19 protein-coding genes are annotated in these 26,165 nt (G+C 39.4%); all 19 read right to left on the bottom strand.

The window, feature by feature from the left end; all coding sequences use genetic code 11:
• Positions 1 to 6: 6 nt before the first annotated feature.
• Complete coding sequence (locus IMPJCBKJ_RS02240; protein ID WP_166338550.1) at positions 7 to 4,515, bottom strand: RHS repeat-associated core domain-containing protein; 4,509 nt, start codon at positions 4,513 to 4,515, stop codon at positions 7 to 9.
• Positions 4,515 to 5,357 (bottom strand): hypothetical protein, encoded by an 843-nt coding sequence (locus IMPJCBKJ_RS02235; protein ID WP_166338548.1) that lies wholly within the window; start codon positions 5,355 to 5,357, stop codon positions 4,515 to 4,517. Before IMPJCBKJ_RS02235 ends, IMPJCBKJ_RS02240 begins: the two co-directional genes overlap by 1 nt.
• Before the next feature lie 2 nt (positions 5,358 to 5,359).
• Positions 5,360 to 6,349, bottom strand: a complete 990-nt coding sequence (locus IMPJCBKJ_RS02230) for a hypothetical protein (protein WP_166338546.1) — start codon at positions 6,347 to 6,349, stop codon at positions 5,360 to 5,362.
• Between the two features lies 1 nt (position 6,350).
• Positions 6,351 to 6,641, bottom strand: a complete 291-nt coding sequence (locus IMPJCBKJ_RS02225) for a PAAR domain-containing protein (protein ID WP_135926857.1) — start codon at positions 6,639 to 6,641, stop codon at positions 6,351 to 6,353.
• Between the two features lie 20 nt (positions 6,642 to 6,661).
• Entirely contained in the window at positions 6,662 to 7,018 is a 357-nt protein-coding gene (locus IMPJCBKJ_RS02220) for a hypothetical protein (RefSeq protein ID WP_138618898.1), read from the bottom strand.
• 1 nt (position 7,019) lies between these two features.
• Positions 7,020 to 8,873 carry a type VI secretion system tip protein TssI/VgrG gene (tssI, locus tag IMPJCBKJ_RS02215; RefSeq protein ID WP_166338544.1) on the bottom strand — a complete coding sequence of 618 codons (1,854 nt, stop codon included), beginning with the start codon at positions 8,871 to 8,873 and terminating at the stop codon, positions 7,020 to 7,022.
• 72 nt (positions 8,874 to 8,945) lie between these two features.
• Positions 8,946 to 9,425 (bottom strand): type VI secretion system tube protein Hcp, encoded by a 480-nt coding sequence (locus IMPJCBKJ_RS02210; RefSeq protein WP_105181734.1) that lies wholly within the window; start codon positions 9,423 to 9,425, stop codon positions 8,946 to 8,948.
• A 224-nt stretch (positions 9,426 to 9,649) separates the two neighbouring features.
• Positions 9,650 to 12,253: a type VI secretion system ATPase TssH gene (gene tssH, locus IMPJCBKJ_RS02205; RefSeq protein WP_166338542.1), complete on the bottom strand. Its 2,604-nt coding sequence runs from the start codon at positions 12,251 to 12,253 to the stop codon at positions 9,650 to 9,652.
• A 19-nt stretch (positions 12,254 to 12,272) separates the two neighbouring features.
• Positions 12,273 to 13,253 carry a type VI secretion system baseplate subunit TssG gene (tssG, locus tag IMPJCBKJ_RS02200; RefSeq protein WP_138618892.1) on the bottom strand — a complete coding sequence of 327 codons (981 nt, stop codon included), beginning with the start codon at positions 13,251 to 13,253 and terminating at the stop codon, positions 12,273 to 12,275.
• Positions 13,250 to 15,076 (bottom strand): type VI secretion system baseplate subunit TssF, encoded by a 1,827-nt coding sequence (gene tssF / locus IMPJCBKJ_RS02195; RefSeq protein WP_138618890.1) that lies wholly within the window; start codon positions 15,074 to 15,076, stop codon positions 13,250 to 13,252. Before tssF ends, tssG begins: the two co-directional genes overlap by 4 nt.
• A complete protein-coding gene (gene tssE, locus IMPJCBKJ_RS02190) occupies positions 15,073 to 15,558 on the bottom strand; it encodes a type VI secretion system baseplate subunit TssE (protein ID WP_166338540.1) in 486 nt (161 codons plus the stop codon). The genes tssF and tssE overlap by 4 nt, the downstream gene beginning before the upstream one ends.
• Positions 15,559 to 15,571: 13 nt before the next feature.
• The gene (locus IMPJCBKJ_RS02185; RefSeq protein WP_138618886.1) at positions 15,572 to 16,339 is read right to left on the bottom strand and encodes a type VI secretion system accessory protein TagJ; all 768 of its coding nucleotides are present in this window, start codon (positions 16,337 to 16,339) and stop codon (positions 15,572 to 15,574) included.
• A 2-nt stretch (positions 16,340 to 16,341) separates the two neighbouring features.
• Positions 16,342 to 17,868 (bottom strand): type VI secretion system contractile sheath large subunit, encoded by a 1,527-nt coding sequence (gene tssC, locus IMPJCBKJ_RS02180; protein WP_138618884.1) that lies wholly within the window; start codon positions 17,866 to 17,868, stop codon positions 16,342 to 16,344.
• A 27-nt stretch (positions 17,869 to 17,895) separates the two neighbouring features.
• Positions 17,896 to 19,389: a type VI secretion system contractile sheath large subunit gene (gene tssC, locus IMPJCBKJ_RS02175; RefSeq protein ID WP_166338538.1), complete on the bottom strand. Its 1,494-nt coding sequence runs from the start codon at positions 19,387 to 19,389 to the stop codon at positions 17,896 to 17,898.
• On the bottom strand, positions 19,386 to 19,889 hold the full coding sequence (gene tssB, locus IMPJCBKJ_RS02170) for a type VI secretion system contractile sheath small subunit (RefSeq protein WP_166338536.1): 504 nt from the start codon (positions 19,887 to 19,889) through the stop codon (positions 19,386 to 19,388). Before tssB ends, tssC (IMPJCBKJ_RS02175) begins: the two co-directional genes overlap by 4 nt.
• Positions 19,890 to 19,901: 12 nt before the next feature.
• Positions 19,902 to 21,008, bottom strand: coding sequence for a type VI secretion system protein TssA (gene tssA / locus IMPJCBKJ_RS02165; RefSeq protein WP_166338510.1), 1,107 nt, complete (start codon positions 21,006 to 21,008; stop codon positions 19,902 to 19,904).
• Positions 21,009 to 21,163: 155 nt separating this feature from the next.
• A complete protein-coding gene (locus tag IMPJCBKJ_RS02160) occupies positions 21,164 to 21,955 on the bottom strand; it encodes a protein phosphatase 2C domain-containing protein (RefSeq protein ID WP_138618878.1) in 792 nt (263 codons plus the stop codon).
• Positions 21,948 to 22,676 (bottom strand): type VI secretion system-associated protein TagF, encoded by a 729-nt coding sequence (gene tagF / locus IMPJCBKJ_RS02155; protein ID WP_138618876.1) that lies wholly within the window; start codon positions 22,674 to 22,676, stop codon positions 21,948 to 21,950. Before tagF ends, IMPJCBKJ_RS02160 begins: the two co-directional genes overlap by 8 nt.
• Positions 22,658 to 26,158, bottom strand: coding sequence for a type VI secretion system membrane subunit TssM (tssM, locus tag IMPJCBKJ_RS02150; protein ID WP_166338508.1), 3,501 nt, complete (start codon positions 26,156 to 26,158; stop codon positions 22,658 to 22,660). The genes tagF and tssM overlap by 19 nt, the downstream gene beginning before the upstream one ends.
• Positions 26,159 to 26,165 lie beyond the last annotated feature (7 nt).

The raw sequence follows: 26,165 nt of genomic DNA, 5'->3' as shown, positions 1-26,165 counted from the left end.
TCCGCCTTATTTACAACGTGATAATTCTACATTCATTTTTGTGTCTGGCCCATGCAAATCCATTGCCTGTTGAGCTGCTTTATCCATCCCATCAACTCGATCAGCTTTAGCCCATTGTGAACCAAGTGAAGAGTTAACATTCGTATTTCCAAGCCTTGATATCTTATCATGCCCCCCAGCTATCATGTCAGGGTCATGAAGGGCAGCTAAATCCTTCAAAGTGCTCTCTGCTTTGAGTGCCGAAAGACTTTTAGCTTCTAACCTAGATTTACCTTGCTCACGATAAGACTCGTAAGATGATTCTCTTATCTCATCATATAACTCATTTCGCGCCTTCTCTTGCGCATTTCCATTGTTTGTTAAAATTTTCCTCGCTTTTGCATGCCCATGCTCTTTAACTAAATCAGTCAGTGTTTCTCTATTCTTTAAATACTCACCAACCGACATTTTATTAATTCCGTCTTGTTGAGCCTTTAGCTGTTTATAAAACTCTTTTTCTAGTTTCTCTTTATTACCGCCGAAAGTTTTAGCTTTAAGTAATGTATCACCAGGTTTAAAGCACGGAGGGTTATATTTTTTCATTACTGGCGCTTTCAATACTCTTTTCTTTGTACTTTCAAGCGGTTTGCTAACTGAATCTGGTACTTTATCTAAAACCTTATCGATAGCCTTGAATGGTTTTATAAAAGCAAGACCTACACTAGCTATTGCATTCGAATAATCACCAGCAATAACCTGATTCGCAGCATTAATACCATCTTCAGCAAAAAAACTCCAAACCTCAGCTTCCCATCCACCAGCTTCACTAATTTGTTTGTTGGCATCATTTAAAAGCCAATCTCCAAAACTTTTATCACTACTCTCTTTACAACTAAGTCCAAACGGATCCACCCAATTAACAGGGTTCGGCGCATATTGGTAGTGGTTTATGCCGCCAACTAAGCCAATGGGGTCTTGGTTTATAAAGCGTTGTTGTTTGGGGCTGTAATAGCGGTAGCGGTTGTAGTGTAGGCCGCTTTCTTCATCAAAATATTGGCCTTGAAAACGTATAGGCTGAGTGAAGCTGTTTTCTTTATTTAAGTTAGCATTGGCTTCTGGTTCTTCATAGCCGTACACATCGGCGTGGTTTTGCCATACAACTTCTGTGTTTTTATTAGTTACAAAACGTGGGGTATTTAGTTGGTCTAGGTGGTAATAATACAGCTCACCTTGCTTAATCAGTGCGACCGGGTGAAATTGATTGGGTAAGTTGATGTACCAGGTATACTCGCCGTGCTGGTATTCACCTATTAGTTGGTCGTTATCCCAAATATAATCAATCTTGCCATGCTCAGTCTGCTTAGCGATACGACGACCTAGTGGGTCATAGTCGTAATGTGTTAGCGTGCCATTGTTGTTAAAGCTGCTTAATTGGTTGAATGCATTGTATTCACGGTGCGTTTTTATGCCTTTGCCCGTTTCGCGTACTTGGTTACCACAGTCATCGTATTCAAAATCGCTATCGCCAAAATGCGTTAACCTGTCGGCATCGACTTGGCTATGTGTAACAGCATCATTAGCTTCTTGTTTATTGACTGCTTCATCATGCTGCACTTGAGTTTGGCTAATCGGGTTGCCAAAACTGTCCCACTGAAATTGTTTGGCGGTTTCTGGTGCTTGTGTATCCGACTTTGCATCAGCTAGATTTTGCTGAATTAATTGGCCAAGGCTATTGTATTCAAACTCTGTATTTTGGCAGCTAATGCCTTGTTCTTCACGCGTAATGAGTTGATTAACCGCATCATATTGATAATTACAGCTATCAAATAGTGTGTGCTCTGGATGCGATAGTTGCTGCTGCGTTAAACGCCCAAAAACATCAAACGCCTGATTAAGGGTAACCTTATTACCGAAACGTTGGGTTTTGATATTATTTTGGCTGTCGTAGCCAAGCTCGACGAGTTTTGCTAACTCACCATCCGCTCGCTTTACCTGTATAGCACTTAACTGACCAAAACTATTATAGTTGTAATAAAGGATTGTTGAGTCTGGCAAGGTAAGAGACTGTCGTCTGCCATAGTCATCGTAGCTGTATGCGAGTTTATGGGTTTGAGACTGGTTGTGAATTTGCTCAACATTGAGTAGTCGTCCACCTTTATCAAACGACTGTTTAATCGTTGATTGCTCATTGTGAGCACGTGCTATTTTGCCCTCTGCCGTATAACTGTAATGGTTAGCGTTATTAACTATGTGTTTATTTGTGGCTAGACTTGCGTGCTGCGAAATAACGCGGCCTAGCTTATCACGCTTAATATTTACATGGCGTTTGTCGCTTTGCGTGACAGCAACTAAGCGATTACATGCGTCGTACTTAAATTGCTGCTCAGTACCATCAAAACCCGTGATTTGTGTTGGGTTTTCGTTTGCATCGTAATTAATGCGATAAATATGGCCGTCACTACGCTCGATTGCGGTTAAATTTCGCTCTTTATCATACGTTAAATGCAGTGCACTGCCATCTGGCTGGATCACGCAATGGGGTTGGCTTAGCCCCTCAAAGTGCTGCTCTGTGGTATCACCATTACCGTTTTTCGAACTAACTAATCGACCAGCATCATCATAGGAAAAAAGCTGTTGTTGTTTGTTATCAGGGTTACTTTGCTCAAACGCGGTTGTTTCAACTAGTTGCCCTTGCTCATTATATTTATATTGAGTAAGCAGACCGGCTTGGTTGATGGTAGCGTTTACACGACCGAGGTTATCGTAGCTGTAACGAATGAGCTCATCATTGTGCTGCTTTGCGAGTAGCTCACCTTGTTCATTCCATGTGTATTTTAATACATGACCGTTTGGCGTGACATGCTGGGTCAAATTACCTTGTTTGTCGTAACTGTAAAGTGCTATTCGCCCATCTGCTTGGGTTTCACTTTGTAGTAACCCTGAGGCACTGTATTGGCGTTTAATCTTCTCGCCATTTGGCAAAATAACAACGACTTGTTGACCAAGTTGGTTATAGCCAAATTGAGTGCGGTTACCATCAGCTTGGGTGACTGATTCAAGTTGGCCGTATTCCGTATAGGTATAAAGCGTTTGATGACCTAAGGCGTCTGTTTGCGCTACTTTTTGCCCAAGAGAATTGTAATCATAGCGTGTGATATTACCGTTGGCATCAGTGTGCTCAATCAGCTTACCTTGCTCATTGTGCACAAAGTGCTCTTGGTTGCCGCGTGAATCTATACTGGTTGTTTTATTGCCTTGATACTCGAACTGATAGCAATAGGTATTGTCATCCCCCCACTGTTTAATACATTTGGCATCATAACCATACGAGTCCCACTCAAAGTGATGACTAAAACCGCTTGCTCTGGTTCGCTTTATTAGTAAATTTGCAGCGTTATACTCATAACGCTCTTGTTCAGCAAATTGGTTTGTTGCCGCAACTAAGTTTGACTGTTCATCATACTCATAACTAGCTAATGGCTGATCTAAAAGTACTAATTTGCCTTGTTCGTTAGTACGATAAGCGTGCACCGTTTTGAGTAAACCGTGCTTATTATATTTAAGTACACAGCCGCGTACTTTGTTTACTTCAATACGTTGTAAACGCTCCATCGAATCATAATAAAAACGGGTGCTTTGACCTTTTTCATTGATGATTTTTTCGAGCAACCATGCTGATGCACCCGGCATAAACGTCAGGTGTTTATCATCTGGTGTTACTAATACTTGCTTGCCATTTTCTTTATAATGAAGCACCAAGTTACTACTTAACTGATAACTCGATTGCCCCGGCTTCACTTTTTCAAACTTATGAGTCGCACCATGTTCGTCGTGATACTCAAGCCAGTAAGTGCCCTTTTTCTTTGGGCCCACTTTCGGCGGTGGTAGGTAATGCTCGGTTAATTGCACTAAATAATCGTGACGCCAGCCATTACCCAGTATTGTTTTATGATTACAGTGAGACGAACGGTATAACCGACGCCACGTTAAAGGCCTATTTGCGGCTAATGAGAAGTCAGTTAAAGGAAGAATTTCTTCGCCTGTTAGCATCGAAACCGGGTCTGAACGGCATTCTTGTTCTGTTATAGGCGTTTCACTTGCGGTTGTGTTACTGGCACTGCCCTTATTGCTAGCAGGAGCTTGTGTTGCTTTTTTGGCATTACTTGGCACAGCCGAAGACGCTGAACTGCTACTTTGCGATGAGCGAGTATTATCACTGACTTGAATGGTGCTTTTTACTTGCTGCTGGTAGCACGTAATGGCACCTGAGGTTAAGGCTTTTATCAAAGCCGATGCAGTTTCGCGCGCTGTTGCTTGCCTTGGACAATTTATACCAGCAACATTTAACAATTGAATAAGATCTAATCGTTTAGCAGCATCGCCACTTAATACCGCACCAACCTCAGCTACAAATTTGTAGGCACTATCCGGCGTATTCGTTGCGACAGCAATAAAACCACTGGGGGCTGGCTGTTTAGCTAACACGAGGCAGATGGGATAACGTGTTCCCTGTAACACAACTGCTTTACTATCCATTAGTTGCACATTTCCTTACTTATCCATAAGTATGACGCGACGGCTTGGTACTTGTTGTACTCTTGCGAAATTATTAACGCCTGCCCAAAACGCTCAGCATAAAGGGCGATATTTGTCAGGCTTGCGAGGTTTACAACCCCTTCTATTGCTCCCATTTTGCCTAATTTATAATTAGGAAGTTGGAACATCGTTTGTTCATTAATTTTTTTACTTAAAACAGGTAAATAACTTACCCAATCATCACTTTCTAGGCCATTTCCTGGGGCAAACACTAAATCTATTTTTTGTTCATTTAGCGATAAAATACGTTCAAGCTCTGCATGTATAGGCTGATGCTTTGCTATATCTACAGAAGAACACATGCTCGTAGATTGCAGCGCCCAGCCTACCTGAGTAAATTCAACACATGCCTTACAAGCCGCAATACCCAAATATTCAAAGCCGTTATGCTTTGAGGCTTTAAACACACCATCAATTGCTACCACATCAAAAGCACTAAAATTTTGCTCTTTAGCTAATGCGATCGCACTGTGCATAGCGTTTGCGCCTTCAAAAATCATCTGTTCGACAGCAATGCCATAACGCTGCTGAAGGCTGTTTATAAATAGTGTTTTATGATCAGTTTGAAAAGGCAGTGCCGGTAATAACCAAATTAACGGTTGCTGCACGTCTGACTCTTTCAATACTGACTTTGCTTTTACAATACAGTCATAAATAAAGGCATCAAATGAATGCCAGTTTTGCACTTGCTCATGACCCGAGCTCCCCTCTAGTACTAATACTTCTGGGGCTACTTCATAAGGTGTATCAAACTGCTGTATTGAAATTTTAAATGCACTCAATGCTAACTCGCTTGACTATTTCGACAGTCATATTTAAGCGCATTTAAAATTGTAATCACCTGCCAACTAAAAAAATCAACACCTTGCAGGCTTGCAACACTAACAGGTCTATTCATCGCAAAGCCATAAACCAGGGTTTGATCATTAAATTTGATCTTTTGCTCTGGCCAACTCAATGCAAATTGGCGCTGAAAATCAACAGCGGCTTGCTTGCAATCGCCAGCCTGAATTTGAGTATCAAATGCAACTAATTCATCGAGCTGACTACCTAAGCAGCGTTTAATACCAGCAACAAGATTCTTGGCCGACCTCACTTCGGTCAACAGCGCAACAGCCATAGGGACATATTTTGTTGCCCCAGTTTGCAATAGCACCGCAATAGCTTGCTCTCGAGTAAACTGCTGGCTCACATAGTTGCAAACAAAATTCATCCTTTGTGGGTCTAGCAATAATAGGTACACAGACATTAACGGTGAATTAATCATCGCAGCATTTTCAAATGCGTTTACTGTTTCTTGCATTTCAGGCATATCTGGCAGCTGTTTTACAGCACGTTTTATTGCTTTATAAATAATCGCCTGTGTCTCTGAATTACCGTACACATTTGCCCAATTCAAAAGATCGCTATTGGCTGGCCCACTTATTGTTAAGCTCTTCTGCAAAAGCTTATGTTTTAAAAGCGTAAACTCATGTCGGTTTAATAACCCCAAAAACCTCTGCTTTTGAGAGCTCGACATTAATTGCAGCGCAACCAAGCATGCTTCTGCAATGTCATCTAATGACGTTTCTTGCTGTTTTAACGTCTCGAGCTCTTCAATAATGCACTGCACCATTTCAAACTGTACATTGCTAGCGCTCTGAGATGCTTGTACTTTTAAAATTAACTGCTGACGAACTTGAGCAATAAACCCAATGCTATAAAAAGCACTTTGCTGCATCATATTTAAATTTGATAGAGCTGCTTTATGCTCATTTAGAATGAGTGATAACACCTTAGCCACCAATTAAAACTGTTGGGTTACCTAAAACAATTTTACCGCCATGAGAAGTACTGTCTCCCATTCTAGCCGCAGGTTTCCCATTTATTTTAACTGTGCCAGAACCGCTATTAATGCTATCTGGTGGGCCAACACATACAAGCATGTCGCCTTTTCTTGCGGCAGGCATATTACCAATCAACACATTGGCCGAACCCACTACAATTGGCCCTCCAACATGAGGTACTGTACCTGTTACTTTTGGGCAAACATGCATGTGCCCTAACGTTGAAGCGGGTTTTCCCATATTCCTTTCCTTGTTATTAGCTATTCGTTTAAAGGAATAACTTGTAACTTATTTGTGCTCACGAGTTTTGCCAACTCTTGCGCTATTTCTGCATACGAGAGATCGTTTATTATTGAGCTTGTTTGTGTTGCGTATTGGTAAATATGCGACAACACATTGCTACTATTGAGTACAGGGTGAAGGTTTATAAAAAATTGCTCAGCAAAATAACCATCTAGGCCCTTAAAATAATCTATTGGCAAGTTTAAAAACGGATCATCTGGGCGATTTACACAAAGACACACCAAATGAGGAAGCCCATAACGGCAATAAACGGTAAAGCCATTACTTGCTGCGCCATGCACGACACCTGGTTGAAACGTATTAAGTAATTCCATGCTAGTTCAACTTGATCATGCCAGCAGAAAGGGTAATTGCACTCCCATCAACCTTTACGTTACTGCCTTTAATATTAATATTTGTGCCTTCAATAGAAATATTCCCGCTACTGCTCATAGTAATTTTTGCCGATCCGGTCTTAATAACGATTTCTTTTCCTGCTTCGATATTGAGTGATTTACCCACTTTTAATGTGTCATTTTCACCGATATCGACGGTGCGATTCACTTTTACTTTAGCATCATCATTGTTGCCCACTTCAAGGAATCGATCATTATCAATTTTTTCTTTTTGATCATTTTTTACATACAGCTGCTTATCTTTTTCTGCTTGCATGTATACAAGCTCACTGCCTTTTTTATCTTCAAAACGCAGTTCATTAAAATTATCGGCACCGCCCTCTTTTGTTGAGCGTGTTTTAATACCGCTTTGTGTTTTATCTGCAGGTAATGCATAAGGAGGCATTAAGTCAGCGTTGTATACTGCACCGCTAATGATTGGCTGATCAGGATCGCCATTAATAAAGTCGACTAATACCTCTTGCCCGACACGAGGAAAGAAAAATGCCCCCCATTTTTTACCGGCCCAGTTTTGCGCAACCCTGATCCAACATGAACTTTGCGAGTCTTTTTTACCTTCTCGGTCCCAATCGAACTGCACTTTCACACGTCCGTATTGATCAACCATAATTTCATCTGCGCTGTCGCCCGTAACTATGGCTGTTTGCACACCATGAATAACAGGTTTGCGCATGCTGTGAGCTGCACGATATGGCACATCTTTTGGCACACATTCAAAGTGGTTGGTAAATACTTCTTGCGCGCCAGATTGCTGAGTACCTGACTGATTTGGCACCGTTATAGACGTTAGTAACGAGGTGATAGCAAACGTTTTACCTTCTAGGCGCGGGTCTTCATGTTTTTTAAAGCTAAATAATTTACCTACCGAGAATGAACGGCAATCACTTCTACCGCTACTTAACTTCATATTACGCTGTAATGATTCAAGTTGAACGGCTGCCAAACCTGCAGCTCTTGGATGGGTTTCGGCTTCTGCGGTATATTCAAAAATTTCAGCGACTGACTGGGTTGGTAAATCAGCTTTTTTGTGATCGCCATCAGGGTATCGTGGTGGTTGCTTAAAATCATAGCCAATACGCTTGTAGCTGCCAGGCGCAATACTTAAACCACCTTGCCATTTATTTATGTGTGACTCACTGAGGTGACCAGAGGTAAACTCTACTTTTGCTTCAGCGCATTCTTCGTAAGCTGTTATATCATCAGCAAGTACTAACGTATGTGCACTGTTACTATGCTCGAAAAAATAAAAAATACCTTCTTGCTGAAACAAGCGTTGAATAAAGTCAAAATCTGACTCTTGGTATTGAACACAATACTCGTACTTAGGATACGTTTTAGTTGTATTATCTTTAAAAGCGACACTGTGTTGACCAAACAAATCGGCAAAAATGTCTTTTATACTTTTCTTTTGAAAGATCCGACTGTTTTTTCGGTTTCGCATTGATGCTGCGAAAGGCACAATTGTAGCGTGGTAATCTATATAATTTTTTTGCTCATCAATATCAGCGGTGCGGCTACCATTAGATACTAATTGGCTAACTATGCCATGAAAATAACGCTCACCTGCGCTATCGGCATTCTTTACTTTAATAGAAACAGGTTTTCCCACCAGATCTTCATGCGCTATTTGTGTGCCTATAGTGAACATATTCACTGACATCACAAACAAATCAGACATAGACTCTTGCACCACCAGTCGAGTTAAGTAAAGTGCATCTTTACCTGCTGGGGTGTTAATCTGAATTACATTATTATCTTGTGTCGCTTTTTGCATTCCATGCTTCCTATTTCCTAAAGATCAAAAAAGCTCTGAGTAAAACTCAGAGCTATTAGGTACTGCAAAAAATTACATTTGCTGACCTTTAACACCGCTGTAACCATAAACAAGTGGTGCAGTGATGTTATTTTTGTCGTCTGTAGGAGTAACAGTCATCATCATTTCTGTGTAGCTGATAGTGATTGTTTCAACTGGACGGTCGTTTTGAACTGATACAGAGTAGCTAGAGATCATTGCATCTGTAAGTTCGATTTTCATGATTTCTTCAACTTTATCACCTTGCTTAGTGATGTGGAAAACAGCCGGAAGGCCTTTACCAATTGTCGCTTCTTTGAAAAGGTCTGGAGACGCTTTATCTTGAAGTTTAGTGATAGTTACATCACCTAAGCGAGTTGAGCTAGATTCACGGTCCATTGCTGTACCAGTGTGTGCTGAAATTTCACGGCTTACGTTCCAATCTAATGATAAAACTGTGATTAAATCTTTAAAAGACTCAGCAGTAGTTTCGCCTTTAATTGAACCGTATTTTAAATATGTATTTGATTGCATTTGATAATGCTCCTTTTAATTTATAAATAACATCCATTACATTGGATCATTTACTTTTGGTTTCCCAAAATTCCTTTGAAATCATTATCTCTAACTGCGCAACGAAAAGGTCTTCAATATCCTTTCCCTAGACGAAGACAATGTCTCAATGTTCCATCAATTAATGAAGACGGACAAATTATAATCCGACTCCAAAAAAGAAACAAGAAACTAATTTAAATATATCAATTTATATTAACAACAAAAGAACCATCATTTATATCTAATGATATATCATTGATTTTGTTACCACTAACAAGACTATCAAGTAAAGATTCAGATAATAAAGGCAAGACATTATTTTGCAATAATGCATGAATATTTCTTGCACCCGAACCAGAGTCATTACAATTGTTAACTATATAATCTACAACAAGATCTGAATATAAAAAATCAGATTTGTAATTTTTGTTAACTCTATTTTTTATTTTACATAATTGCAGTTTTGTAATTTCTGCAAGAGTTTCTTTATTAAGTGGCAAATAGGGTATGACGTTGATACGACCAAGAAATGCAGCTTTAAATACTTCAAGTAAATCATTTTGAATAGCCTTTTGCAGACCCTGAACGCTTGGCGCAGTTTCTTCATCTTCAAAAAGACTCATTGTTGTATCAGTACCCACATTTGAGGTCATGATAATAATTGTGTTTTTAAAGTCGATATCTCTACCTTCACCATCTTTAATGGTGCCTTTGTCAAACACTTGATAAAAAATGTCATGTACACCTGGGTGCGCTTTTTCAATTTCATCTAATAAAATAACACTGTATGGCTTACGTCTGATCGCTTCTGTTAATACGCCACCTTCACCATAACCTACATAACCTGGAGGTGAGCCAAGGAGTAACGAAACTTTATGCTCTTCTTTGTATTCTGACATATTGATGACAGTGATGTTTTCTTCACTACCATACACTTCATTCGCTAACGCAAGTGCCGTCTCAGTTTTACCCACACCACTTGGACCCGCTAGCATAAAAATTCCATTCGGGCGGCTTTCGTCTGCTAAGTGCGCTTTAGATGTCTGTACAACTTTTGCAATTAGCTCCAACGCATGATCTTGACCCACAACACGCTCTTTCATTGTGCTGGCTAAATTAAGAACACTCTTCACATCATCTTCATGCATCTTGCCAACTGGAATGCCTGTCCAGTCAGAAATAACTTGAGCAATTAACTCATCATCAACCTGCCAATGCACCATGTTTGAATCATATTTAGCTAAGTTTTCTTTGCATTGTTGTAGCTTTTCAATTTCTTCACTTGGCTGTTCTATTTCATCATTCAGGCCACTAATGACTTCTTTTACATCTTTAATAAGCAACATTTCATTTTCGAACTGCGACTTTAATGGTGCAAGCTGCTCAGTAATTTGCTGGCACTTATTTGTTAAACTATCAAGCACCTCACTGTGATTTAATCCTGTGCGTTGCTCACGGGTTAACATATTGATTTGCGACTCTATTTCTGAGCGTTCATTTTCAAGCGTTTCAATTGAATTAGGTGTTGATGCTTGGCTCATTGCAACCCGAGCGCAGGCTGTATCAAGTAAACCAACCGCTTTATCAGGAAGTTGTCTGCCGGTAATGTAGCGGTGTGATAAATGCACTGCACTTTCTAGTGCTTGCTCAGAAATGAACACATTATGATGCTTTTCCATAACAGGTACTAAACCACGTAACATCGCAATCGCTTTTTCTGGTGTAGGCTCTTCCACTTTAACGACTTGGAATCGACGCGCCAGTGCTGCGTCTTTTTCAAAGAATTTTTTATATTCAGCCCATGTTGTGGCTGCAATTGTTCTGAGTTCACCGCGCGCTAGTGCCGGTTTTAATAGATTTGCTGCATCATTTTGACCAGCTTGACCACCACTACCGATCATAGTGTGCGCTTCATCGATAAATAAAATAACAGGATTTGGGGTATTTTTAATTTCCGATATTAAAGACTTAAGTCTATTTTCGAACTCACCTTTCATACCAGCACCTGCTTGTAACAAAGCAAGGTCTAGAGTGTGAATTTTTACATTTTTTAGAACATCTGGAACACTGCCTTGTGCAATCCTAAGCGCTAACCCTTCAACAACGGCCGTTTTACCAACTCCAGCTTCACCAGTTAGAATGGGGTTATTTTGTCTACGTCGAGTAAGAATATCGACCATTTGTCTAATTTCAAAATCACGCCCCAAAATTGGATCTATTTTTCCTGCTTTTGCTTGAGCTGTTAGATCAACTGTAAATTGATCTAAACTCGGCGTTTTAGAACTTGTAGATACCGATGTTTCAGTCTGACTATTTGCCACAGGACTTTGCTCTTGAGACTTAGAGACCATTTCAGGCCAAGCATGCAATAATTGCCCTGCTTCTATCTTATTGAACTCTTTACTACAACGACTCACTAAACTTGCTAAAGTGTCATCTTTTACCAGCGTGTAAATTAAGTAAGCACTACGGATTTGTGTATCTGTAAAATCAATGCTCGTACTAAGCCACGTTTGCTTAAGCAAACTGGTAACATGCATCGATAAGCTCGGTGATGAGTTACAACCCGTTTTGTGCATTTCTAAAGACTTATTCAAATCATTTTTTAACGAGTCGCTGTCAATATCGTAAGCGCTCAAAATAATTCTAAAGTCATCAAGTTGTTGTTCAAGCATTGCTAATAACCAGTGCTCTAATTCAACAGTGAAGTGACTTCTGCTATTACAAATTGCAACAGCTTGTTCAAGACTCTTTTTGCACTCAGGGCTTAATTTTTCAACGAGTGTATTTAGCGTCATTGTAGACATAATATTTCCTTGTATTTATTTATCCTTTGAACGAAAGCTCAGAGACTTTGCCGTCTATAGTTGCTTTTTCTGAAAACAGAAAACTATTACAGCCTAATTGAAGTCGCTCTTTTAATAGTTGCTTTGCACCAAGTTTGTAGAAGTTTGCTTTTACTATTAGTGCATGCTGAATTTGATTACCAACAAAATCATTCACTATTTGATGGGCTAAATTCCAAAGCTCTTGCTGTGGTAGAAGACGGGCTGTTTGGTGCTCATTTTTGGGCTCAATAGTAACTTCTATCTTTGTTGAGATGTCCCAAACTTGCTTACCTGCTATTGCGTCAATACCAAGCCTTGCATGTTGTCCTGCAAAGCCCCCGCTGTTAATGCGGGTTTGCTCTGATTTTTTTAGTGGCTGCCACTGACCCACAAACTGATTTATGCTGACGTCACAACCTAAATAGAAAGTTAAAATATTTCGCAGATCAGCAATATTTCGCGTTTTTCGACTGAAAAGACCACTGAAATAAAGCTGATGAGGGGCATTGCCCCCACTCAAAAGTGCCAAAATTTTCGTGTGATTATCTTGATTGCTGTTAGCAAAATTAAGCGCGGGTTTATACTTTTTCCAAGCTCGGTAGTACAACGAAATCAAACGATGATTAAACATATCGTAAAAATCTCTCATTGTGCTGTCTTTGTAGCGCAATCTTTGCATCACCAATTCACTATAAAAGTGTGGCAATGCGCCTGAGCAACCGGTCATCCCCATAAATGATATTTCCATATCAAACTGAGTGATCCCTGCAACGCTTTTAGCAGGTTTTAATTTAGTTATCGCATTACCCGCAAAGCCAAACTTTTGTGTTGAACTAAACTTAATCAGCTCTAGTTTTGGCTGACAATCATAGCCAACTTTCCGGTAGTGCTGAGCCGTACTCGATAACTGCGACTCGATCACAAACACGGCTTTGTAAAAATCTATTTCTGTCGCGTTCTCGAGCAATTGAGCAATCATAGTAGCACCTCTGAACCGACTCTAGCTGGCCACTGATGATAAACTCTGTCTTGTTCTTTTAACTTTAGACTTAAGCGTGTAAAGCTATTAATTGATGCAAATTGCGAGAAAAAACAATCAAGAACTGAAGCAAAAAAGAACACCCCACTGCCAGCGTAATCATCATTTGCAAACGTAATTTCAATATCGGTACCTGTTGCAAATGCAACCCGCCCATTTTGCACAACTCGTGCAGTTGCGGGTTCAATTTTGACGCTATAGATATTATCAATCATCCCTTTTGATTGGGGTGTTGCTTTAAAATCATATAGTCTCAATGTTTCTTTCAATTTCTCTACGCTGTGCTCACCACTGAATGAATCAAGAGTCAGATGATTAATCAGTTGCCAACGAGTATTGCTACCCAACACAGGTCTTACCGCATGAGTAGGTGCAACTAGGCACCTGATTTTTTTGATGACATCGCCACGCTTTGGTAATGTAAAACCAAGTTCATCATCACCAAATGGTAAACTAGCTGGTAGATTACGGTTACTACACTGCGCCCGTGCTGTTACGACCGTATTTCCCTCACTGAGTGCTTGCGCACTATTTTCAAAGCCACCATTTACTAATGACAAATAAGTTTCGGTGCCCGCTTCTGCATAACCACCGGCCCAAAGGGCTGTTTCTCGTCGAGTATGCCAATAGAGATCTTTATGCTCTTGATATTTAGGGTGTGTTTGCGCATAAAAAGGCGTCACCAGCTGTTTATTCCCCTTGTGGTCAAATGCAACTACTTCTTCAAGACTAATAACTTCTGATATTTCAGAGTCGATATAACGTGGTGCAAGCTTATACTCATATTCGCTTAGCTCTGGGCGGATCGGTTCAAGTTCTTGTTCATATAAATTTATGATTGGCGTGCAGCCCAGCAAGAACATGTCTTTATCTACTTGCTTCTCCAACTCGCTCGACTCAACATCTAAATAAAAATAAAGCGTTGTAGTGCTTGCATTGCGTGGTAGTACAGAACGAATATTTTGTAACTCAAAAAACTTAAATTTTTCAGGAAAAATAAAGTTCTCGACTAATAGCCTATATGCTGATGATGAACGCATTGAATAAGGTACTACAGCCTCATGCTCCTCAAAACCAACTGATTTTAAATGAGTTTTAGAGAGGTAATGCACTCCCTCATCGCCATTATCTACTGCTATTCCGATACAATGTTTAAACAATAGCTCGTATACTTTGAGCGTATAATGCCATTGTCCATGAATATAAATTTTTAAATCATTTAGCTCTGTTTCATGCAATGAAACGCCATCATACTCACCTGTCAGTTGTAACTTAAAAATCGCTTTAGCTGGTTCATTAAACTTTGGTTTAGGCGCAATAAAAGGACTGTTATCAAACTGGGCAGCGGTTATCTCTACAGGCCACAAATTGGTATCAAAACAGCTTTGAAATTTACACTGTTTCATTCCTTCTACATTAGTTTCAAGCTCACTCCCACGCGGAATGATGACCCCAGTCGTTGATAGGTTTTCTGACTCTAACTTTACAATTGATAATGAAGGGATCGGTGCTTGGTAGTCAGGATAAAGCTGACCTAATAGCGCATCCGTTAACTCAGGAAAGCTATCATCAAGTTTTTGCCTAATGTTGGCAGTTAAAAATGCAAATGATTCGACTAACCTTGAAACATGAGGATCTTCTATCACTTCGTCTGTAAGTTTTAACCTGCCTGCCACTTTTGGGTATTTTTCTGCAAAGTCTTTCCCAAGGTGGCGCACATAAGCTAATTCACGATTGTAATACTTTAATAATTCATCATTCATAGTGAAGACTCATAGATTTTCATACCTAAACTAACTGGCTCAACTTCAGAGTTAAAACTGATGTATTCAGGCTCAGGATCGGCATATAACAAGGCATTAATTCTTAGGTTTAAAATGCGGTTAAGGGGTAGCTCTTCATCAACTAGCACTTCAACTTCAATAAACCTAGGCTCAAATCGCAAAATTGCATCTCGAACTTTTTCACATAACGCTGCTCGCCCCTCATGGGAACTTACAACCATGCTTGAAAAGTCTGGCAATCCATATGATAAACACGATGTTGCAAGCTCACTGTATTGACTTGGCCATGTATGCCACTGGATCCGAGCATTTAACAGTGCTTCGATATCTCGCCTAACGTAACTTTTTAAAAGTGATAAGCTGATACCATCTGTTCGCTGTGGCGAATCCTGTACTTCAGGCTCGTCATCTATCAAGCGGTCTAAAATTGATGCTTTGAGCGGCTGTTTGCTTGCAATCATGAAAATTTCACGCTCAATTAATGAAAGAGCCAAGTTCAGACAATAAAACCGCTTCATCATTTATGAACAGCATTTTCATCCCGCGGCCTAAATACATTTCTTCACTTATTTCATGCCATTCAGTCACTTGACCTAATTTTTCAATTTCGCTCTTTGAGTGTGGGTAAACAACTGGGATATGAGCAGTACCGACAGGTCCATCTTTGATAGTTACTTCAACGCGTAGCCAAATTTGCTCAACGATTGATTCTATTGGCTGAACTTCAAACTTTTCGATTTCATCGAAACGAGCTAAATAAAACTCGCCATTGGTACCCAAAAGTTCCAAATATGGGTTTAATGAATCATCAATATCTCTTATTGCAGTAAGTTGCTCATTTACTGTACTTATCCTGAGAGACTCAACTTTAGCTGCCTTTTCAGTCGCTGATTTAAAATCATCTTCGCGTAAATCGATATGCATCTGAAGAAATACTTCATCTAGCTCATCTGCTTCATGAAATAGCTTAGGGGCCGCTTTACCTTCGTAAAAATCCTGTCTTGCTTGCTCAGCTCTAATTAGGTGCCTTAAATTAACAGCGCCCACCGCTAGCTCAGGCGACTTTGTCACCATAAAATCTAATTGTTTATCAGCTTTTTCAAGCTCACCGTTCACACACAATAGTTCCGTGTAAGCACTGCGAATATCAAAGTTAAGTGGATCATCTTTTAGTTTCTGTGCGCAATACTCTAATGCATCAGCTAATTTTCCATTGCGAATACACTCATGAATCTTCTTCATTTCTATTCCTTTATTTGGTGATGAGGACTTAGTTCAGTCACTAATTTGATACTTGATATCATTTGATCAAGCTGAAAATGGGGTTGTAATTGTAAAACAGAAAAATAATGGCCTGGCCTCGATTTATTTTCAGTCACTTTTACTTTTGCATTCGCCAAAGGATACTTACTTCTTATTTGCTCTGAGGCAGAATCCGATGCTGTAGTGTAGTTGTTAACCCATGCTTGCAAACCTTGTTCACAGGCTTGGGCTGTACTATAAGAGCCAACTCGATCACGCGCTAACAGCTTTAAATAATGAGCAAAGCGTGAAACACATAAAATATATTGCAGCATAGACGATAAGCGAGCGTTTACAGTAGAAGCCTCACTATCGTAGTGTTTGGCTTGCTGAGCTGATGCATTACTATAAAAAACGAGATGCTCAGTATTTGTCACTGACGATGCTGGGATAAACCCAAGTTCAGAGAACTGCTTTTCTAATTTACTAGTCACAATCAAGTCTATTGGTGGCTTAGCTTCTTTTCTGTAAACATCGGTTGAAAAGTAATTTTTCGTCAATCCGGTAACGATGCCTTTAGATATTTTGCCAGGCTCAATGCCTCTTATTTGACCAAACCAACCACTTTCTGCATAAGCTCGCACTAATGTCGACACAAATTGGTAAGCGGCGTTTCCCCATAACATTTCTGTTTCAGGCGTGGTTATTTTTTCTGTATATAAAAAATCTAAGTGACGTGTGCCGTCGTTTTTATAGGGTGCTCTAACTAATACATGCGGCAATACAAGACCAACAAAACGCGCATCTTCCATGTTCCTAAAGCTACGCCACTTCGTATATTCGACCTGTTCAAACTGAGTATACAAATCAAATTGATAGCCTAAATCAGTAAAACTATTTGCACCAAATAAGCTTGCAGACACAGCAGTAATAAATGGCGAAAAAGAGGCTGCGGCTACTTTCGAAATTTCTTTTAAGGTGTCTATATCGTTGTAAATTGTACCCGGTGCATTGCCATTGGTTATTTCGTAATCACCAATCAATACACCAAAAGGCTCACCGCCTGGACGATCGAACTCATTTTGATAAATTAATTGGAAGAAGCTACTTTGATCAAAGTCGATTGCTTTATTAACATCTCTCGATAACGTATTCCAGTCACAATCTAACAGCCGTAACTTTACTTTTTTTTCTTTATCATTAAGTTCTGTTTGTAAAGTTAACCACCACAAATTGCGCCAGCTGGCTTCTAATTGTTGTAACTTGGGGTGATGTAATATTTGATCTAATTGCTTAGAAATAAGCGAATCAATTTTGACAATGGTCAGTTGCAAATATGAACTAATTGACTCTTTATCCCACTGTAAGGGGGAATCTGAAGAGCCTTCAAGCCATAATAACAACGCTTTAAATGTTTCTTTCTCATTAAGAAATCGTTCCAATAAAGCGCTATTTTCGAAGATATCAGACGCTGTATTATTTGAAATTACAGCGTCTTCTCCTATGAATGAAAACTCTTCACAATTCATTTTGCATCATCCTTAATGCAGAAAGGGTTAACCAATCTCAGGGATTTTGGCAACCAATCTAAGTGATGACGTTAACTCTTCCATTTGTAACCATGGTCTTAACCACGCAACAGCATTATAGGCACCAGGTTGACCAGGAATTTCTTTAACTGAAACTTTTGCATCAGCTAAAGGATAACGTGCTCTGATATCTTGACCACCGCCCTCTGTTGCATTTACGTAAGATAGAATCCAACGATTTAACCAAGATTCAACGTCTTCAGCTTCCATGAAGCTACCAATTTTATCGCGTGCCATTACTTTTAAATAATGAGCAAAGCGAGAAGTTGCCATTAGGTAAGGCAAGCGAGCTGAAATAGCAGCATTCGCAGTTGCATCAGGCGTTGAGTAAACTTGCGGCTTTTGACACGATTGTCCACCAAAGAACACCGCGTAATCTGTATTTTTATAATGACACAGAGGTAAGAAACCAAGCTTACTTAACTCTGCTTCACGTCGATCAGTAATACCAATCTCTGTTGGGCATTTAAGATCAGGATCACCATCATCACTGGTGAATATATGGGTAGGTAAACCTTCTACTTTACCGCCGCCCTCTGCGCCACGAATAGCAGTACAAAAACCATATTGAGAGAATGCTTTTGTCATGTTCGTTGCCATCGCATAGGCAGCATTACTCCAGCAATAATCACCGTTATCAGTACTTACAGAGCGACCGGCAAGCTCATCAACTTCAAACTCTTCATAGTTGAATTCTTCAACCGGTTTAGATGCTGCACCGTAAGGTAAACGAGATAAAAATCTTGGCATCGTGAGTGAAACAAAGCGTGAATCATCGCTGTCTCTAAATGAGCGCCATTTAGTGTATTCAAGAGATTCAAATACCTTTTCAAGGTCTCTTGGTTTAGTGAGCTCTTCCCAACTATCAAAACCAAAGAGTGAAGGTGATGATGCCGAAATGAACGGACAGAAACCCGCTGCAGCAACATTCGACATTAAGCCAAGAGTTTCTACGTCTTCAGGGTGATTTGTAAACTCAAAATCACCAACAATAGTACCGTAAGGTTCACCACCTGGTGTACCAAACTCTGACTCGTAGATTTTTTTAAATGTTTGGCTTTGATCAAACTCAACCGCTTTACTTAAATCTTTATGAAGCTCTTTCTTCTTCATATTAAGCACACGAATTTTTAAAGTTGAACCAGTATCTGAATTCATTACTAAGTGATTCAAACCACGCCACGAACCTTCTAATTTTTGAAAGTCTTCATGGTGCATAATCACACTGAGTTGTTTCGATATTTTTTGGTCGATCAATTGAATCGCTTCATTGAAAGTCACTGTCATATTTTTATTCCATTGAACAGTGCCCTTTAAAGCTTCTTCAGTTAAAGTGCGTAATAGCTCTTCCGCTCGACTTGCGTCTGTTTGTTTAGTTGCGCCAATTGCTTGAGTTAATAACGACGTTGACTCAGTCGCTGTTGCTGTGTCTAATTCTTGTGCTAGTGTTTCGGTGCTCATTTTTCAGACTCCTCTAACTTTAGCTCTTTAGCAATTGAATCAAGACTCGCCGTGTTGCTTAACACTTCCTCTAAGACATTTTCTAACTCTTCCGAGCGGTCAATCTTAGTCATTAGGTCTCGAAGTTTATTACGTGTCTCCATCAAATTGCGTAATGGTTCAACTTGATTTACGACAGCTGCAGGTTCAAAGTCATCGATACTTTTAAAGTTGAGATCAACACTAAATTTGGTGCCATCATCAGTTAAAGTATTATCAATATCTAACTTTAGAGAAGGGCTCATTTTCTTTAAAACATCATTAAAGTTTTCTCTATCGATTTGAATAAAACGACGGTCTTTTAAAGGTTTTAATACTTCTTGATTATGACCCGAAAAATCGCCCATTACCCCAACCACAAAAGGCAGCTCTTTTTTTACAATTGCACCTTCAGTTTCAACGTCATAGGTAATATGCACTCTCGGTTTACGTACACGTTTTAATTTGTCATGGATACTCATTCAAAACTCCTTTTACTCGGTTTCTGTTTCGCTAACTTTGATGCCAGACAGCTTAAAGTATCCGGTCCTAGCATCACTATCGGTTATTAATTCATTTAATAATTCTGGTAGCGATAATTCGCTCCATCGAATAACTTGCTCAATGGTGTAAGACATAGGTGAATGTGGCTCTGTCTTCCTAAAAAACTGCGCAATTTCTTGCAACTTGTTTATCGCACTTTCTCGGCTATTGATTTGGGTATCATTTCGAGAGGGATTCTCACCGACAGATGTTTCGCCTTCAACCTGCTCATTTTCTTGCGGATCTTGTATCGACTTCGCTTCAAGGGACTTAAGTTTGTCTTCACCTAAATGTAAAACTGCATTTAAGCATTCCTCGAGTGCTTGCTTGATATTTGATGTAGGCTGCGATTGTTCTGTAGCATTATCAAGTGCACTACTCAAAGCACTAAATTCTGCAAGCGCCTCTTCAATGCCATTTTTTATATCGAGGAAAAACTCTGCTGGCGTTTCTTGGGCACTTTTCTCTATCAACTCAAAATCAATAGCCCCTTGCGCTATTTTTTTCTCTCTTTTCTCTTCATTGAGTCGAGATATATCGTAAGCTTGCTGATATTCCCAATAAGTAAATGGTTCGTAGTTTTGGCTATCGGTTAATGCAATACTTTTGATAGGGATGATCAATGCCCCATCCCCCGCAACACCATTTAAACCAACAAGGGCAGAGACTTTATCAGATACCTCATCACCTTCATCAAGTGTTGGGTAGAGCGCCTCAAAGTGATGACTTATTAGTTCATGTGCCACGCGAAAGCCAAATGCCAAACCTTTAAAACCATGAACACGACACAATGCTTCAGTAAACCAAGCTAAATACTCTATATCTTTACTTTCTGATTTTAATGCTGCGCTGCATTGTTCTAACAGTGGCTGCCAATCACGCGCAAGAGAAGCGATGCCTTCGTCATCGACGAGTGCAAGTCTTTCAGCAGCACGTAGCTGATTGCGCATATCTTTTAAGGAATAGTACGTTGAGGTAGGAGATACATCTGATCTAGGCTCAATGCCTGCGAATGCATCTTCACTAATCGGAGCTAAATATTCATCAAAAACAAACATTCCATCGCCTTAAAAATTCCTTTTACACCCAAAATAGAGACGTAAAATAATACATCTCTTATTTATAATTTCAAGCCACAAAAGCATTAATTAAAATTAAATTACAAAAAATAAAATAATTAAACAAAAATTATCCACCTTATTAAAATAATATATTAGCTATTTAATAATAAGGGCACAGTCAAGTCATCATTAATCAATGTTTTATCATTAGAATTATCCAGCTTTTCATTTTTCACTAAAATAAAAGTAACATTATCTCTTGCACCACGCACAAGAGTGGAGTGAATTAATGCCATTCCTGAATCAATGATATTTTTAGGCGCTAAAGCAATACTAATTTCTGAATCACTTAACTCACCTGTTAAACCATCCGAGCAAAGTAAGAAAATATCATCAGTTAATAAGTCACCTTCAACAAAGTCGACAGACAGCTCATTTTGCACCCCCACCGCACGCGTAATTACGTTAGCTAAAGGATGGTTTATTGCCTCTTGCTCTGTTAGTAATCCTTCATCGATTAAATCATTAATCTGACTATGGTCCCGTGATAACTGCAACAAAGAGTTAGACCTGTATCTATATATTCTGCTATCACCTACCCACAGAGCAGAATATTTATTGTCTTTAAAAAACAGTACAGTAACGGTTGTACCGGCCGTTTTATTACTTAAAAAGTCACTGCTATATTCAAGCAGTTTCGTATTTGCACTTTGTATTGCTTTAATCAACATCTCGGTTGAAATTGATGAAACAGGTAACTCTTCAACTTCAGCCTTAATAACATCAACTACTAGCTGACTTGCAAAATCGCCGGCTTCATGCCCACCCATGCCATCCGCTACAATCCAAAGGTTGTATTTATTAAGTTCAACATAAGCATCTTCGTTTAGCTCGCGAATAACTCCACGGTGAGACACGGCATAACTGATAAAATTTTTATTCACACTCACTTACCTGGGTATAATTCCATTCCCAATGCTGCCAACGTCCATCTAGCATTGCAGCCACTTGATTTACTGGTGGTAAACCTGCTGTAACAAAAACAACAGGCTTGATATCTATAGAACCGTGGGTCCACCAAACACTATAATCCCCATATTTATTGAGTAAGAGTGAATGCAATACATCATCGACAGTTCCACCACCTAACTCATCTCCTTGAAACTCAAAAACTACAGCAGATTTATTTTCATCTGGAGAAAGGCTTTTACTGAATATTTTAGCGGGTGAACGGCTCTCCTTAAGCGTACTCATCACCTTCTTCTGCCATAAACTTAAGTCTACACTGTCATCAAGTACAGATAACACAGCGTCTTCATAATCAAGAGACAGTTGATTCGAATTTAACGTCGCAATGGGAGTGCTATCGCTATCAACGAGGACCGTAAAAGGATAATGGCGCCCTACAGCATCAACACTTGGCAAAAGCGTTCCTTTTTTAGCACTACTCGTTATTAAATTTTCTGACAATGCAAAATGCCAAACTGGACTTGTTAAATAACGCTCTTGCCATTGAGCACCCAGTTGCTCTTTGCTGACTGCGATAGCAGCTTGTAACCAATGCTCCCAGTGCTCTGAAAACTGCTGACAAACTCCTTCTTGGACAAAGTCACCCAAAAATGGAACCTTGCCCAAATAGCCAATCCCTATAGCCTTGTCGGACATGAAAAACTCTCTATACTTGCGTTCCAAAATGGATGTCTAATTGAATTTGGCAACAATTCAACCATTGCATTATTACCTTGCAGCGAAAAGTGTAGCTCTAAGTCATTTTGTGTTTCGGCTCGCTGGGCCTTTAAATCATCTAACATTCGATAAAAAGACCATTCGCCACTGTAACTAGTATTGATTGTTCTGCCCCCATACGGTGGTGTAAACACAATTCTGGTTTTACTTTGGGCAACGTCTCCTGGCCAAACAATGCTCTTAACTTTCGGCGGACCATGCCTATAAATCATTGACTGACCATCTATTTCTATCATGAAACTGGAAATCGTTTGGTCTAATTTAATTGGCTTTAAACCAAACTCTATTCGCGGTGTATTGCTATTCCCATCAAAGAACACTTCGCGAATTCTGGCCGCTTGCTCAAACATTCTAAGTGCAGACTCGCTTACTCCTATATTTTTTTCAAAACGCCATGGGCTCTTACTCGTATCGACACTTGGTGCAATATAGGTCGTAAAGAAGTTATCAATAGTGCCTTCAGGCCCAAAGAAATCCGAAAAATCTTTAAGATTAATTTCTTTATCCGAGTGAGGTACTAGTGGGTAACGCCCTACAATTGCTGCGTTGTACTCTCGTAAAACACTACTTCTCCAAATTTCGTTAAGGTGTTGATTGGCACTTTTTCTAGTGATGTTTGACGTATCTTGGCTTATGTTCAACAACCAATGACTGGCAGGATAAGGTAGCCCTTTACTTTGAAACTCAAGCTGGCTTAGAAACTCTGGTTTATTTTTGCCACTTAATTGGTTCTTCACAGAAGACTTAAGTAAGCCACCACGATCAAGTTGATTTAAGTAAATATTTAGCTCTCTTAAACTTGCTTGTATTGTTTCAAGTTGCTGTGGTTCGATTTCTAAAATATCACTAAATGCTTCTTCTACTTGATGACCAGGAAGCTTGACCTCAAACTTTGGAGTTTCATTTGGTAAGTAGCGCTTAAGTCTATTAGCCTTAGTATGCATAGCGACTTCAGCTGCATTTGCAGCCACTTTACCGGCAGCCTTTTGATTTTCAGAAATAGGCAACTTAGTCAATTGAACATTTTTTTGAACCGTTGTAATAATATTTTTTATTGGCGCTTCAGGTCCCGCTAAAACATTAGTAACGCGAACACCTTCTGTTGGTGAATTGAACTCTTTTAAAGTCAGCTCATCGACAAACGAACGCCAGTAATAAATATAATCTTGAAAATACTTTTGCTCTAATTTCTTTTCGATCTCCGCTTTAGAAATATCGTATGTGTTTGCAGCTTCTTCACCGTAAACCCAACTACTTGCCATCAGATTACCCAGCATCTTGCTTTTCTCGACATTGAAGATGCCATGGTAACCATTATAAGTATAAAGGCCCGGAATACTTTTCATCGTAGCTTCAGGATTTTGAAAACTAAATTCTCTCGCGCTTTCGTAGCTTATAATGTCCGTTAGTTTTATTGGTGGAATGCTACTTTCCATAAAATCAGCTTGTAATCTTTGGTAAGCTCTTTCTGCGATTGGCAATTTTGTTAATTCAGCTCGAGCAAGGCGAACAGCTTGATGATCAATTTCCTGCCCAGAAATACCATAATCGAGGAGTGCTCGTGTATGAGCCATTAAATCAGCACGATTGGTTACGTTAACATCACCCGGAAGAGCTCTTTCGTAGTAGGCGCTAAACCATGCAAGTAAATCATCTTGGTTATAATGCTCAGGTTCAAATAACATCAGATAGCTACGCAAAGTCTCATATAAATAACTCAAATAGTCTGCTTGTTGTTCCATCTCAGATGTTAGCGCATTGAGTAGAAATGGTTCTAAGTATGTTTTTAAAGAACGTAAGTAGGCGCTTTTCGAAGCTTCTGTTAGCTCTTCAACTTTACTAAAACCATACGCTTCAAAGTCTTCTGCATTAATTTTATTAACAGGGAAGTTCTTTAGCGCATTAAAACGCTGATTCAAAATAATTAGATTACTTTTATCGACCGTATTTTGATCTAATACTTGATATTCAGCTAAAGCTTGATTCGTTTCATCTATTAGATCACTATTCCATGAAAAGCTAATAAACCAAGAAACACTTAATGTAATCAGTGTTATACATGTTACGGCTAGGCATGAAACGCGTAACCACTTACTTTGCTTTTCATGATGTTTGTTAGTACTTGCTAGATTCTGTTCAGGAAAAATAACACTTTCTAATAAACGCTTGATAAAAAAGCTTCTAGTTTGGTTAATATAATCTTTTTTTGCTGAGCTTTGATCACTCAACAAATTAGAAGGTGTTCCCTCTTGCGTTGCACTCGTAAGATAGACACCTCGAAATATTGGCAAGCTTTCATACGCATTTGGTGTAAATATTTCTTTCAAAAAAGAGTAACCAACACTCTGAAGAGCACGAAGTTGCTTCGGAAATTCAAACACTTTAGAGCGGTTCACTAAATCATGCTCGTTAATCAAACGTCGATTTAATAACGAAGTAAGGTTTGAAATTAATCCATGAAATTCTTTGTTAAACACTTCAATTTGATTGTCAGAATCAGTATCTAGTTCAAAAGTTACCCCCCAAACTTGCTCCGTTTCTTCATCACTGAGCTCACTAAAAAACTCTCTAAAGCCTTCAACCAAGTCGACTTTTGAAAAAATAACATACACAGGAAAGGTCATGCCAAGCTGCCCTTGAAGCTCCTGTAATCGTTGCTTTATCGCACGGGCATGTAAGTTACGCTCAGTTTTAGTTTGATTCATCAGTTCGGATATCCCCATACTGATGATCACACCATTTACAGGCCGCTTGGGTCTGTATTTTCTAAGTAGACCTAAAAAACCTTGCCATGCCTTTGAGTCATGTAAAGCATGACTATTTTGTGTTGTGTAACGACCTGCGGTATCGATAATCACTGCTTTATTAGTAAACCACCAATCACAATTACGCGTACCACCAACACCGTGAATTAGGTCTGTGCCTAGCTTTTCCTTTAAAGGAAAATCAAGACCTGAGTTATTAATGAAGTTTGTTTTACCTGAACCAGGAGGGCCAATCATGATATACCATGGTAGCTGATAGATATTACGACCATTAAAAAGCTTAGCATCCTTCAATAACTCGATCGCCTCAACCATACGAGTTTTTAAGGTTTTAATTTCTTCTTGGACTTCATCTGCAGCATTAGCATCAACCTCAATCAGTTCTTCTGTCATGCTGGTATTTCGTTTGCTTTGATTTCTGAACTCAATCAATTTAACAACGGTATATACCAATAAAATTGCTAAAATTGTGATAGCACGTGCTGCAATACTTTCAAACGGTTTATAATCGGCGATCGCAATCAATGGGCCACCAAACCAAATAAGTAGGAAGAGAGCTAAAAAGCCAACAACAATCATTACCTTACGAGAAGTAGCAGCGTACATAGCGCGCTTGCACTTTTGAATAAAACTCATCACAACT

This window comes from Pseudoalteromonas sp. MB47, from assembly GCF_011319765.1.
In the GTDB taxonomy this organism is placed as follows: Bacteria; Pseudomonadota; Gammaproteobacteria; order Enterobacterales; family Alteromonadaceae; genus Pseudoalteromonas; species Pseudoalteromonas simplex.
This window is presented reverse-complemented; position numbering and strand designations above follow the sequence as displayed.